General features: G+C 52.1%; 12 protein-coding genes. 7 read left to right on the top strand and 5 right to left on the bottom strand.

The features are described from left to right. Positions 1-11: 11 nt before the first annotated feature. On the bottom strand, positions 12-2,126 hold the full coding sequence (pqqU, locus tag ACWWFX_RS12585) for a TonB-dependent receptor PqqU (RefSeq protein WP_473223935.1): 2,115 nt from the start codon (positions 2,124-2,126) through the stop codon (positions 12-14). Positions 2,127-2,385: 259 nt separating this feature from the next. Between pqqU and yncE the strand changes: the two genes are divergently transcribed. Continuing rightward, positions 2,386-3,447: a 7-bladed beta-propeller protein YncE gene (gene yncE, locus ACWWFX_RS12590; protein ID WP_276220112.1), complete on the top strand. Its 1,062-nt coding sequence runs from the start codon at positions 2,386-2,388 to the stop codon at positions 3,445-3,447. A 50-nt stretch (positions 3,448-3,497) separates the two neighbouring features. Here yncE and ansP read toward each other — a convergent pair whose 3' ends face one another. After that, positions 3,498-4,940, bottom strand: a complete 1,443-nt coding sequence (gene ansP / locus ACWWFX_RS12595) for an L-asparagine permease (protein ID WP_231827196.1) — start codon at positions 4,938-4,940, stop codon at positions 3,498-3,500. Positions 4,941-5,269: 329 nt separating this feature from the next. On the opposite strand from ansP, the gene ACWWFX_RS12600 reads away from it, so the two are divergent. Then, the gene (locus ACWWFX_RS12600; RefSeq protein WP_473223936.1) at positions 5,270-5,668 is read left to right on the top strand and encodes a (R)-mandelonitrile lyase; all 399 of its coding nucleotides are present in this window, start codon (positions 5,270-5,272) and stop codon (positions 5,666-5,668) included. 273 nt (positions 5,669-5,941) lie between these two features. Here the strand turns inward: ACWWFX_RS12600 and ACWWFX_RS12605 are convergent, their stop codons facing one another. Further along, positions 5,942-7,252: an MFS transporter gene (locus ACWWFX_RS12605; RefSeq protein WP_473223937.1), complete on the bottom strand. Its 1,311-nt coding sequence runs from the start codon at positions 7,250-7,252 to the stop codon at positions 5,942-5,944. Positions 7,253-7,321: 69 nt separating this feature from the next. Then, positions 7,322-8,518, bottom strand: a complete 1,197-nt coding sequence (locus tag ACWWFX_RS12610; protein WP_473223938.1) for an L-talarate/galactarate dehydratase — start codon at positions 8,516-8,518, stop codon at positions 7,322-7,324. Positions 8,519-8,834: 316 nt separating this feature from the next. Here ACWWFX_RS12610 and ACWWFX_RS12615 point away from each other — a divergent pair, with 316 nt between their 5' ends. The 4 genes from ACWWFX_RS12615 (at position 8,835) to pptA (ending at position 11,229) form a co-directional block, all read left to right on the top strand. Beyond that, complete coding sequence (locus tag ACWWFX_RS12615; protein ID WP_473223939.1) at positions 8,835-9,839, top strand: LacI family DNA-binding transcriptional regulator; 1,005 nt, start codon at positions 8,835-8,837, stop codon at positions 9,837-9,839. Between the two features lie 66 nt (positions 9,840-9,905). Next, positions 9,906-10,523, top strand: a complete 618-nt coding sequence (locus ACWWFX_RS12620; RefSeq protein ID WP_473223940.1) for a glutathione S-transferase family protein — start codon at positions 9,906-9,908, stop codon at positions 10,521-10,523. Positions 10,524-10,617: 94 nt separating this feature from the next. Continuing rightward, the gene (locus ACWWFX_RS12625) at positions 10,618-10,905 is read left to right on the top strand and encodes a hypothetical protein (protein WP_276223915.1); all 288 of its coding nucleotides are present in this window, start codon (positions 10,618-10,620) and stop codon (positions 10,903-10,905) included. Positions 10,906-11,001: 96 nt separating this feature from the next. Further along, positions 11,002-11,229, top strand: coding sequence for a tautomerase PptA (gene pptA / locus ACWWFX_RS12630; RefSeq protein WP_015964345.1), 228 nt, complete (start codon positions 11,002-11,004; stop codon positions 11,227-11,229). 45 nt (positions 11,230-11,274) lie between these two features. Here the strand turns inward: pptA and ACWWFX_RS12635 are convergent, their stop codons facing one another. Then, positions 11,275-11,847, bottom strand: a complete 573-nt coding sequence (locus ACWWFX_RS12635; protein WP_276223909.1) for a flavin reductase family protein — start codon at positions 11,845-11,847, stop codon at positions 11,275-11,277. Positions 11,848-12,040: 193 nt separating this feature from the next. On the opposite strand from ACWWFX_RS12635, the gene ACWWFX_RS12640 reads away from it, so the two are divergent. Then, positions 12,041-12,817, top strand: a complete 777-nt coding sequence (locus tag ACWWFX_RS12640; RefSeq protein WP_473223941.1) for an MBL fold metallo-hydrolase — start codon at positions 12,041-12,043, stop codon at positions 12,815-12,817. Positions 12,818-12,885: the final 68 nt, after the last annotated feature.

Below are 12,885 nucleotides of genomic sequence, written 5' to 3' on the forward strand. Positions count from 1 at the left end.
GGTTGGGGTGCTTACTCGAAGGTCCAGCCCACGTTTAAACCCACACCGTAGTTACGCCCCGGAGCGGGTTCGTAGTAGCGGCCATTTGATTCGTTAACGATGACTGAGCCGACATACTCGCGGTCAAACAGGTTATCCACGCGACCAAAGACGTCCATATTCACCTTGCCGATGTTGAATTTATAGCCTGTGTTCAGGCCAACAACCGTCCACGATGGCGCTTTGGCGGTATTTTCATCATTGGCCATGATATCGCTCAGATAACGAATATCGCCCCCGGCATACCAGCCGCTTTCTGGTTCATATCCCAGTGAGGCAAATCCCATATTACGCGCGATGCCCGGCATGCGGTTTCCGTTACAGTTGGTGTCGTCGCAGACGTTGGTACGATAGGTAGCATCCAGATAGGTCCACGCGGCTTTCGCACGCCAGTTCTCAGCAAAGCGTTGATCAAGCGATAGTTCTGCACCCTGACGGCGCGTTTTACCGGCATTTTTATAGCTGGTACGCCCGCCGCTGTGGGCATCGGTGACAATCTCGTTGTCAGTGTTGGTCTGGAAGAGGGCAACTGAGAGCAACCCGTTGCCGATACGGGTTTTACTGCCAATTTCGACGGTGTCATTGGTCGAGGGTTTAAGATCGAAATTCAAACCACTTTTCCCATCTGAGCGATAAGAAAGCTCGTTGATGGTCGGCGTTTCAAAACCGCGTCCGGCAGAAAGATAGACATTCCATGCGTCGGTGATGGCGTACTTCAGAGAACCAGCGGGCAACCATTTGTGATAATTCGCGTCGCCGCTGTCGTTGCCATTCTCAGGGGTAATGTAGCGATCGTTGGAATCAAACCAAACTGAACTATAGCGTACCCCGGCATCCAGGCTCAGTTTATCCGTCAATTGCCACTGTGTTTGCAGGTAGGGGTCGAGGTTCCACATCAGGTTACGTTCGTTGCGGCGCAAATCGCCTTTCTGACCATACTCCGGCGTGCTGCCATTCATCACAAAGTTTTCATACCCTTTGCGCTGTTCGCTCATGTTTTCATAATCGAGCCCGGTGGTGAAGGTCACCGGCACCAGCAGTTCGCCCCGGTGCGTCCAGCGGGTATCAATACCCTGATAATGGCGGGTCAGTTCAATCACGCCACCTGCGTGCTTCGGGTTATTAATTTGTGGCGTGTCGGGAATCGATTGGTACTGCGTGGTTTCGCGCTCACCGGCGTAGAGCATCATGCTCAGATCATCGTTTTCCGTTAACTGACGATCGTAGCGTAAGCCTGCCTGAGTTTGCTTGATGGTTTTGCGGGTGTGGTACTGCTCAGCGCGGGGTGACTGCTGCGGGTTATCGCGCCATTCGCTTTCGGTTAGACCGCCTGCATCGTCGGCTTTAATATCGACGCTGTTAAACAGCAGCGTCAGTTTGCTGGCGTCATCAATGCGCACACCCAGTTTAGCGTTAGCGAGATTTTTCTGGGCGCCGCTACGATCGCGATAGCCATGCGTCGAAAAGCGGCTGGTGGAAACGGTGTAATCGACGTCGCCCGCCTGCGTGCCGTCACCTACGGCGCCGGAGGCTTTCAGACCATATCGCCAGCTACCAAAACTACCGTAATAGCTGCTGGCTTCTATCGTCCCTGGTTGCTGCCCGGTTTGCGTGTTGACGTTAATCACACCGCCGGAAGAGTTCCCGTACAGCGCCGAGAAGGGTCCGCGCAGGACATCAATGCTTTCGACGCTATTGATATCAATATTAGAGGTCTGCCCCTGACCATCTGGCATAGTGGCGGGAATGCCGTCAACGTAGAGACGCAGCCCGCGTACGCCAAATGTTGAACGCGCACCAAAACCGCGAATCGACAGCTGAAGATCCTGCGCGTAGTTCTGGCGATTTTGCACCTGTAAACCCGGTACTGCGCCAAGAGACTCGGAGAGATTAACGCGCGGGGTGGCGTGACGCATTTCCTCGCCATCGACCACGCTCACGGCAGCTGGGGTATCCAGTTCTGACAAGGTCTGTGGAGCCGCGGTGACGATAATCGTTTGCTCATCGGCTGCAAAAAGGGCAGGCGAGAAAATGAGCGGTAAGAGAAGCGCCGGAAGCGATGCTGAATGTACATTTATGATTTTCATTAGAAACCCGCAAGACGAACCAAATGGAACATATCCTGGTCATGTTAATACTTATGTAAACACATTGAAAACTTTAGTGGCACTTTGCGTTAAACATGATGTCGAAAGGTGAAATTTTTTGCCCGGGACAGGGAATTAAGACTCCACTTTGCGTCAATTAATGATTACTATTCGCATCTATAAAACGTCGTGCAATGACGCGATGAAGTTAAGAAGCCTTGTGAAGCAGTAACATATTGGTCCATCAAAGGGAGTCGTCATGTCATTACGTCAATTGTCCGCACCGCGTCTGCGTCGTTCGTTATTACTGAGCACTCTGTTACTGGCGGGCAGCTTTAGCGCCCATGCCGCCGACGAGATGCTGCGCAAAGCGGTCGGCAAAGGGGCTTATGAAATGGCCTATAGCCAGCAGGAAAATGCGCTCTGGCTGGCTACATCACAGAGCCGTAAACTCGATAAAGGCGGCATCGTTTACCGTCTCGACCCGGTGACGCTGGAAGTAACCCAGATTATCCATAACGATTTAAAACCGTTCGGCGCCACGATTAATAACCAGACCCAGACCCTGTGGTTTGGCAATACCACCAACAGCACTGTGACGGCGATTGACGCCAAAACGGGCGATGTGAAAGGCCGTCTGGTTCTTGATAACCGCAAACGCAGCGAAACCGTGCGCCCGCTGGCAACGCGTGAACTGGCTGTGGATGAGAAAACCAACACCGTTTACGTGACCGGGCTAGGTAAAGAGAGCGTTGTTTGGGCGATTGACGGCGAGAAACTGGCGCTGAAAGCGACCATCGAAAATACCGGTAAAATGGGCACTGGCCTGGCTGTGGATGCAGACAAGCAGCGTCTGTATGTGACCAACGGTGACGGCGAGCTGGTGACTATCGACACCGCGAGCAACAAAGTGCTGGAGCGTAAGAAACTTCAGGACGATGGCAAAGAACACTTCTATATCAACATCAGCCTGGATACCGCAGGTCAGCGTGCGTTTATCACCGACTCTAAAGCACCGCAAGTGCTGGCGGTTGATCTGAAATCTGGTAAGGTCCTGGCGACTATCGATACGCCAGAATCCCTGGGCGTACTCTACAACCCAGCCCGTAATGAAGTTTACGTGACGCAACGTAAAGCGGGTACCGTGACGGTGATTGATGCGAAAACCTACAAGGTGACCAAAACCATCAAGACGCCAACCTTCCCGAACAGCCTGGCGCTTTCTGGCGATGGCAAAACCCTGTACGTGAGCGTGAAGCAGGAATCGACTCGCGAGAAAGAAGCGACTCAGCCGGACGATGTGATTCGTATCGCGCTGTAATATAAAAAAAAGCGGCTAATCAGCCGCTTTTTTTTATTCTCTTATATCAATTATGGTGCCGAGCGATGAATCTCATGCACGCGCTTACGTACACCAAACCAACCCGCAACCAGCAGTACTGCAATCACCGGAATTGAGCCAATGGTGTAGGTACCGTTTGGATAATCAAACGCCATCAGCACCAGCACGCTGAACAGGAACAGTAGCGTCAGCCAGGAGGTGAACGGTGCGCCCGGTAGCTTAAAGCTGATATCCGCCGCTTTACCTTCTTTAATCGCTTTGCGCAGACGCATCTGGCAGACCACGATAAAGGCCCAGGATGCAATAATCCCCAGTGATGCCACGTTCAGGACAATTTCAAACACCTGGGACGGCACCAGATAGTTCAGGAATACGCCGACGACATAGACGCCGAGTGTCGCCAGAATCCCCGCGTAAGGCACGTGCTGGCGGCTCATTTTGGACATAAACTTCGGTGCGGAACCGCCCATCGACATCGAACGCAGAATACGTCCGGTTGAATAGAGGCCCGAGTTCAGGCTGGAGAGCGCCGCAGTCAGGACCACCACGTTCATCACATCGCCCATATACGGCACGCCGAGTTTTGAGAAGAAGGTGACAAACGGGCTCTGGCCTGCCTGATAGGCGTTCCACGGTAGCAGCAGTACCAGCAGCACGACAGAACCGACATAGAACAGGCCGATACGCCAGATAACGCTATTGATCGCGCGCGGCACGGTGTTCTCTGGATCTTTCGCTTCACCGGCAGCGGTGCCAACCAGTTCAATAGAAGCAAAGGCGAAGACCACGCCCTGAACCAACACCAGCGCGGGCAGCAGGCCGTGCGGGAAGAATCCGCCATTATCGGTGATGAGATGGAAGCCGGTGGCGTTCCCGTCAAGCGGCTTACCGCTGCCGAGGAAAATCGTGCCGACAATCAGGAAGGCGACGATGGCCAGCACTTTCACTAGTGCGAACCAGAACTCCATTTCGGCGAACCATTTCACGCCGATCATGTTCATGGTGCCGACGATCGCCAGCGCGCCCAGCGCAAACACCCATTGCGGTACATCGCCAAACGCGCCCCAGTAGTGCATATAGAGGGCCACGGCGGTGATGTCGACGATCCCGGTCATCGCCCAGTTGACGAAATACATCCAGCCTGCGACGTACGCGGCCTTTTCGCCGAGGAATTCACGAGCATAAGATACGAAACTACCGCTGGAAGGGCGGTGTAATACCAGTTCACCCAATGCGCGCAATATAAAGAAAGAAAAGATGCCGCACACCAGATAGACGATAGCCAGCGACGGCCCCGCCATCTGTAAACGTGCGCCCGCGCCGAGAAACAGGCCGGTACCAATCGCGCCGCCGATAGCAATCATCTGGATCTGACGATTGCCCATCGCTTTGTGATAACCCTCTTCGTGGGAGTTCAGCCAACGGCGTTTCGCCGCACGCTGCTCCTCGGTGGTGTTGTGCTTTGTATTCATTAATTTTATACCTGCTTACCTGTCTAAATCCTTCACGGATGTCCTGTTACCCCGTGCAATAACAAACGATTGCGTGGATAGCAAATTATGCTGTCTTTCTCACGTTTCTGATGCAGAGATAAGACAAACATGGCGCTGCATCCTACACAAAACGCCAAATTGACGCAAAAGATAGATGAAGGATCTCAGGGCTGCTCACAGCGCGGTTGTCGTCGATTCAGCAAACTTAACGATTTATGAATTCCGTTCATGGCTCCTTTCATATTTGCCCGGCTAATACTTATCGCCAGGATGCGCTACGGTATTAAGCACAACGTAAGGAGAAACCGATGAAAATTATTCGTAGTGGATCGCTGCCGTCAGTCAAAGGCCCGGACAGCTGGTTTACCGGTACTGTCAGAATCGATGCGCCTTTTCAGGCTGAAGCCCCCGCGAAAGTGGGTGGGGCAACGGTGACGTTTGAACCCGGCGCACGCACCGCCTGGCATACGCATCCATTGGGCCAGACGTTAATTGTGACGCAGGGCCGAGGCTGGCTACAGGAGTTGGGGAAAGCGCCAGAAGTGCTGAACCAGGGCGATATCGCGTGGATCCCGCCGGAGGTAAAACACTGGCACGGCGCAAGTGCTGAAACGGCAATGACCCATATCGCCATTGCTGAAGCAGAAAATGGCAGCCCGGTCACCTGGCTCGAGCAGGTGACAGACGAACAGTATAAAGAGTGTTAACGTTAGCCTGAACATTTCAGGTTGCTGACGAAGTGTGCTTTGTTCTTGCCGGATGCGCTACGCTTATCCGGCCTACAAAATGTTGCCTGTTCAATATATTGCAGGAGTTCGTAGGCCTGATAAGCGTAGCGCATCAGGCAATGTTCTTACCAGAAAAGCCATTAAGGAAGGAGATGAAGAAGGGGCGGAACGTTGAATCTGCGATTAAAAAACGCCACTCCGGTGGAGTACAGTCATACCGGAGTAGCGGTGGCGATATATCGCCAGGTTCGGTTACGCCGCAGACGGCGTAAGGGTAATACGATCCAGTGGCCCGACAATAAACAAATACGAAGCCAGGCCGATAAGCCCCATTGAGCCAACATACAGAATCGCATAATCAAAAGATTGGGTATTCGCGAGGATCACGCCAATCACCAGTGGCGTCACAATGCTCGCGAGATTACCACACATATTGAAAACGCCACCCGCAATACCTAACACCTCTTTAGGCGAGGTATCGCTCAACACGCACCAGCCCAGATTACCAAATCCTTTGGCAAAGAAGGCCAGGCTCATGGCCGCAATCACCACAAATTCCGAAGACGTGTAGTTGGCGACAATAATAACGCACGAAAGCAGCATGCCACAGATAACCGGGAATTTCCGCGCGGTCGTCAGGCTGTAACCGCGTTTAAGTAGCCAGTCAGAGAAAACGCCCCCCATTAATCCGCCGATGAACCCTGCGATCGCGGGGATACTGGCAACAAACCCAACTTTAAGAATCGACATTCCCTTAGCCTGATACAAATAGGTCGGAAACCAGGTCAGGAAAAACCAGGTAATGGATGTCACGCAGAACTGTCCGATGTAAACGCCAATCATCATTCGGTTTACGCACACGCTTTTGATTTGCGCCAGCGTTAGTTTGTGTTGTTCTTTTTTACTACCCAGAGTCGGCTCACCGCCGCCCTCGCGAATATAATCAAGTTCCTGCTGATTTACCTTGGGATGTTGCAGCGGATCTTTCACTTTTACCAGCCAGAATATGCCCAGCAAAACGCCAATCGCACCAATGTAATAGAACACATAATGCCAGCTCAGGTTGTGCAGAATGATGGTCATTAACGGCGTAATAATGCCCAATGAAATATACTGCGCCGCCTGATACACCGAGGTGACGAATCCGCGTTCATTGTTTGGAAACCACTGCACGCTTAAACGACTGTTTGCCGGGAAGGCCGGTGCTTCAATTGCACCCATCATTAAGCGCAGCAAAACCAGTACAATGAGCGGGCTGGCATAAAGATAAATGGTGCCCTGAAACATCGTTACCAAAGACCAGCCGATTAATGCGCAACCGTAAACCAAACGTGAGCCGTAACGATCTAACAGCCAGCCACCGGGCAGTTGCATGATGACGTAGGAAATCCCAAATACAGAAAATGCGAGGCCCATTGATTCCGGGTCAAATCCCAGCTCTTTACTCATAATCGGTGCGACAACGGATAGTGTTGCGCGATCGGCATAGTTAAATACGGTTGCTAAAAACAGAAATATCAAAATGCTGTAACGGACATTGGTACGTTTTATTATTGTATTCATCACCCACTCCTTTTTCAGGGTTGCGAGAGAATGTTGTAGGGAAGGAGGGCGGGATAACCCGCCCGAAAATTACGGACGTTTTCCGAACTCACAGGAGAGCTGCGTCCAGCGACGGGCCTGCTCGCTGAGGCTGAAACCCAGACCGTGGCGATCGGAAATCCACATCCGGCCATTCCGCAGTTCTAGTTGTTCATTAAACAGCGGGTTCAACCACTCGAAATGCTCCAGCCACGGCTCCAGTGGATAGGCCGCGGAAAGATGTAAATGCACTTCCATCGCGAAATGCGGCGCCAGCTTGCGATCATGTTTAGCGGCGAGATCCATAATCTTAAGGAACGGAGAAATTCCCCCTACGCGCGGCGCATCCGGCTGAACAAAATCACTGGCATTGCCCAGAATCAGCTGTTCATGCTCGCGGAAGCTGGTCAACATTTCACCGGTAGCGATAGGCGTATCCAGCGCGGCGGCAAGCTGTGCGTGGCCCTCCACGTCATAGGCATCAAGCGGCTCTTCAATCCAGATTAAATTGAACTGTTCCATTTTTCGGCCCATACGAATGGCGGTTTCGCGATCCCACTGCTGATTGGCATCGACCATCAGCGGGAAATCATCGCCCAGCGCTTCACGTACGGCGGTCAGACGGCGGATATCCTCCGCGCAGTTTGGCTGGCCGACTTTCAGTTTGATACCACCAATGCCGTTTTCACGTGAAATCACCACGTTCTTAAGGACCTGATCCAGCGGCGTATGCAGGAAACCGCCTGAGGTGTTGTAGCACTGTACTGAATCGCGATGTGCGCCCAAAAGTTTCGCCAGCGGTAATCCCGCACGTTTTGCTTTCATATCCCACAGGGCAATATCGATAGGGGAGATGGCCTGAACGGCCATGCCACTTCGGCCAACGGATGCCCCGGCCCACAGTAGTTTGGTGTAAATCTTATCGATATCGTTGGGATCTTCACCCAATAGGTTGTCGGCAATTTCTTTGGCATGCGCGTAAATACCCTGGCCGCCAGCGCGTTTGGAATAGCTAAAACCAACGCCTTCGAAGCCATCGCGACTGCGAATTTCGGCGATGATAATTGCCACCTCGGTCAGCGGCTTCTGGCGTCCGGTAAGTACTTTTGCGTCGCTAACCGGGGTGGCAAGTGGCAGGAAGGCCAATGAAAGCTTGACCCATTCAATACGGTCACCCGTTTCTGCAGCGGTTTTACTGTTGGCCGCTTTCGCGTAGGTCACTGACTCGGAATTTGCGCTAAAGGTCATAAATGTCTCCTGATAAATAAATGTTTGCGCTAACATTTGTATCCTGGCATTTTTTAACAGGCCAGAGGATTGGGTTAAATTTGAACAAATGATCACAATAGTGTGACTAAAAAGGGAATATCGTGGTATTGATGTCACATTCCAGGCCGCTTTGTGGAACTGCACAATGCATAATGATATCGCTAACATTTTGTAATTAATGTTATTCTCTAAGCGGTTGTTTTTGCTGAGACAGGAATGAGGCCGTCTGGTAATAGCGGGGAACATCATGAATAATGCATATTCAACATTATCCTCTGAGGCAGGACTAACCACATTGAAACGTCCCGAAACACCCCGTGCGCCAACGCTCGAAGACGTCGCGCGTGCTGCCGGATTGTCCTCAATGACGGTAAGCCGGGCGCTCAATACGCCGCAGTTGGTGAGGCCAAAAACGGTCGAAAAAGTGATGCAGGCGGTGCGTGCCACGGGGTATATCCCGAATGCACTTGCTGGCGGACTGGCATCACGGCGTAGCAAACTCATTGCCGTTGTGGTGCCGCAAATTAACAACAATATGTTTGTTGATACCATTCAATCGTTGAGCGATACCCTGGCCCAGCGCGGTTATCACATTCTGCTGTGCGTAGCGGGTTATACGCAGCAAACGGAAGCCGAACTGGTGGCAACGCTGCTTTCTCGTCGCCCGGATGGCGTGGTGCTCACCGGTATTCATCACACCACGGAACTTAAAAAGGTGATTCTTAATGCTGCTATTCCGGTGGTAGAAATCTGGGATCTCACCCCCACGCCGTTGGATATGCTGGTGGGATTTTCCCATGAAAAGGTCGGTCAGGCGACGGGGGAATATCTCATAAAGAAAGGCTACCGACGTCCTGGATTACTGTGGACCGCCGATCGCCGTGCCGCACAACGTAAGCACGGTTTATGCGAGGTATTGAGGCGTCATAACATTGACGAACCGCCGCAAGTCGATGTTCCGCTCCCCGCTTCGCTGGCGCTCGGGCGTAGCGGGTTGAGCCAGCTTTTAGCCGAAAGCGAATTCGATATCATTGTTTGTAGTTCTGACACGCTGGCGCAGGGGGCCATCATGGAAGCGGAATCCCGCGGGGTACGTATACCTCAGGATATCGCGGTAATGGGATTTGGCGATCTTGATTTTGCCGCGTTTAATCGTCCGGCAATCACCACGGTAAGCGTTGACCGACGCGGGATCGGTGAACGTGCGGCGATACTGTTGGCCGATCGTATCGAGCATGTCACGCGCGATGAAACGATTCTGGATTTAGGGTTTGAACTCATTGAGCGAGAGTCGGCGTAGACATCGTTTATCATCACTTTCACCTGTTGCACTACACTTATCCCTTTCCCCAAAAGTGGAGGCAGCATGATAACGCTCTACGGTGTACCGGGCTGGGGTTCCGCTATCAGCGAACTGATGCTCACACTCGCGAAAATTCCCTACACCTTTATTGATGTTGATGGTTTCGATCACCCGGGGCCGAAGCGCGAGTTACTGAAAGTGCGCAATCCGCTTTGTCAGGTGCCAACGCTGGAACTGGAAAACGGCGAAATCATGACCGAAACGGCGGCTATTGCCCTGATGGTGCTCGATCGTTGCCCTGATCTTGCGCCGCCAATTGGTCGAGCTGAAAGGCAACAGTTCCAGCGTCTGCTTATCTGGCTGGTCGCCAATGTATATCCCACTTTCACCTATGCTGATTATCCCGAGCGTTGGGCAGCCGAAGCCTCGGAGCAGTTAAAAGAAAACTGTATTGAATACCGCAAGTCTCTTTATTGTTGGCTGGAAACACAGCTAAGCGCTCAGCCCTACGCGCTGGGTAGTGAAATCACATTGCTCGATTGCTATATCGCGGTGATGATGACCTGGGGCCCGCGACGCCCGTGGTTTGAGCTCAACACGCCAGGGTTAGTGTCGGTGGCCGACGCCGTCTACCAGCGAGGCGATCTCCAGCAGGTGCTGCGTGATAATAAATTAATCTAAATCATAAACGCGTAAGGGGAAGTACGGTTAAGGTAGGGTCTCGCAGGAACGCGTCATAGCGTCGTCTATTCATTCAGGATAGGATGTCACAACAATGAAATCATATCGATCACTCTCACTTGCCGTCATGCTTCTGACTGCCTTCAGTGCGCAAAGCGAAACGGCTGTTCCTCAGGATGTTCAGCGTTTTATCGATGAGGCCGAAATATGCCAGCATCTGGCCGGAGAGTGGGACCCGTCACTTCCGGAGCAACAGCAGAAAGAGATAAAAGCCGGTGTCGACGAGCACTGTTCAAAGGCGGAGAAACAACTTCCTGCATTACGCGGTAAGTACAGTGAAGAACAGGATATCCTGGCGATGATTTCGGGGTATTCGTTGTGATTTCTACCACCGCTTTTGCGGCTCTAAACGCACAATTTAACAACCCGCCCGCCGTACCTGTGGTAGCTTTAAACCTCTTATAATAAGGAGCCTGCTATGCCACACGTTGATATCAAAAGTTTTCCTCATGAACTGAACGCCGAAGAGACCGAAGCGCTGGCTGCGGATATTACCGAGGTGATCATCCGTCATCTGCACAGCAAAAACAGTTCCGTGAGTGTCGCCTGGACGCAGGTTCAGCCAGAAGCGTGGAAAGAAGTCTGGGATAGCCAGATTGGCCCGCACATGAATGAGCTTATTAAAAAGCCGGGTTACAGCATGTAATGCTTCGCCGGGTGGCAGTGGCTATCCGGCGAAACGTTCTGCAGGTTAATCCAGCGCGCGCACCAGCTTTCCGCTGGTGACGAACGTTCCCGCGCCAAGATGATGCAGCGTATTGCGTTTATCATCGTCAAACAGCCAGCGCCCTTCGATAAAAGCATTGCCATCAGCGGCGGCAGAGACGACTTCGCCAAACAATGTGTCGTATTTTTCGGCGGCATTGATTTCCGGCAGCAGGCGGCACTCCATCCACGCCAGACACTTTTCCTCAATCATGGGCAACCCCAGGACCGGACCATTAACGGTTGGGATGCCGTAGCTGTTAAATTTATCCTCATCGCGCCCGGACGTGCTGCCAACGGCATAAGTCCAGTTGGTGGCAGCAACCCCCGGCACCACGATGCCAAAGGTGCCGTTACGCTCGATAAGCTCGCGTGACCATGCGCTTTTATCCACCACAATAGCAATACGCGGCGGATCAAACTCCACGGGCATCGACCACGCTGCTGCCATCACATTGCGACGGCCGCTTTTTTCGTCCTTGCTGGTGATAAGGATCGTCGGGCCATGATTCAGTAAACGGCTGGCATGTCTTAACTCAACAGGGCGGAAATGGCTCATAGGGTGTCCAATAAAAGTTTATACATCATAATAGTAATGTCGTATCTCTCGCATAAAGCAAGTGCGTACCGGGCGAATCGCCACTGTCGATAAAAAGTGGCTCAATTCCATCGATGTTTGTCAATCAGGCCTATTTTGCAGGATGGCAACAGCCGCCATACTGGTGCCATCTGAACACGTCAGGAGTACTGAGATGAAAATTACCCAGGTGCGCAACGCAACCCAGATTATCCATTTTGCCGGTAAGTCGTTCCTTATCGACCCGCTGCTGGCAGCGAAAGATGCCTATCCTGGCTATGCAGGTTGTGTTCGGTCTCATATTCGGGTACCGATGGTGGAATTACCCTTTGATATCGAAACGCTGTTAGCGGTGGATGCCATTATTGTGACCCACACGCATCCGGATCATTGGGATGACGCTGCGGTTAAGTTGATTCCAAAAGATAAGCTAATTTATGTGCAAAATGAACGCGACCGCGCATTATTAACCTCGCAGGGTTTTACACATCTGTCGGTATTATCTGAACATTCAATGTTCGGTGATATTGAGCTGATTAAAACCGAGGGGCAACACGGTTTGGACGCGGCTTATGCCGATGCGGCGGTCGGTGAGCGAATGGGCGACGCCTGCGGCGTAGTCTTCCGCCATCCGTCAGAGAAAACACTCTATCTCATTGGCGATACTATTTGGGTTCAACCCGTTGCGGATAACCTGCATCGCTACCAGCCCGGCGTCGTCATTATGAATACCGGCTGGGCACATATTTTAAAATACGGCCCGATTATTTTTGGTTCTGAAGATCTTATTCGCGCGCATCTTATTGTGCCGGAAGCACACATTGTTGCTACCCATATGGAAGCGATTAATCACTGCCTGTTAACCCGTAAAGAACTACTGGAATATGCGCGCATCAATGAAATCGATGCATTTGTCAGCGCACCGGATGACGGTGAAACGATTGCATTCTGATATCACCTCGGCCACCGCACAAAAACGCCAATAGAGAGGCGAAAATGGGTTATAAGTACTGCACTGAA

This window comes from Pseudocitrobacter sp. 2023LY-00077 (genome assembly GCF_055796175.1).

What these genes read in the sequence shown, in the direction of transcription:
- pqqU (WP_473223935.1), bottom strand. Translation starts at nt 2,126, where the DNA reads ATGAAAATCATAAATGTACATTCAGCATCGCTTCCGGCGCTTCTCTTA.
- yncE (WP_276220112.1), top strand. Translation starts at nt 2,386, where the DNA reads ATGTCATTACGTCAATTGTCCGCACCGCGTCTGCGTCGTTCGTTATTA.
- ansP (WP_231827196.1), bottom strand. Translation starts at nt 4,940, where the DNA reads ATGAATACAAAGCACAACACCACCGAGGAGCAGCGTGCGGCGAAACGC.
- ACWWFX_RS12600 (WP_473223936.1), top strand. Translation starts at nt 5,270, where the DNA reads ATGAAAATTATTCGTAGTGGATCGCTGCCGTCAGTCAAAGGCCCGGAC.
- ACWWFX_RS12605 (WP_473223937.1), bottom strand. Translation starts at nt 7,252, where the DNA reads ATGAATACAATAATAAAACGTACCAATGTCCGTTACAGCATTTTGATA.
- ACWWFX_RS12610 (WP_473223938.1), bottom strand. Translation starts at nt 8,518, where the DNA reads ATGACCTTTAGCGCAAATTCCGAGTCAGTGACCTACGCGAAAGCGGCC.
- ACWWFX_RS12620 (WP_473223940.1), top strand. Translation starts at nt 9,906, where the DNA reads ATGATAACGCTCTACGGTGTACCGGGCTGGGGTTCCGCTATCAGCGAA.
- ACWWFX_RS12625 (WP_276223915.1), top strand. Translation starts at nt 10,618, where the DNA reads ATGAAATCATATCGATCACTCTCACTTGCCGTCATGCTTCTGACTGCC.
- pptA (WP_015964345.1), top strand. Translation starts at nt 11,002, where the DNA reads ATGCCACACGTTGATATCAAAAGTTTTCCTCATGAACTGAACGCCGAA.
- ACWWFX_RS12635 (WP_276223909.1), bottom strand. Translation starts at nt 11,847, where the DNA reads ATGAGCCATTTCCGCCCTGTTGAGTTAAGACATGCCAGCCGTTTACTG.
- ACWWFX_RS12640 (WP_473223941.1), top strand. Translation starts at nt 12,041, where the DNA reads ATGAAAATTACCCAGGTGCGCAACGCAACCCAGATTATCCATTTTGCC.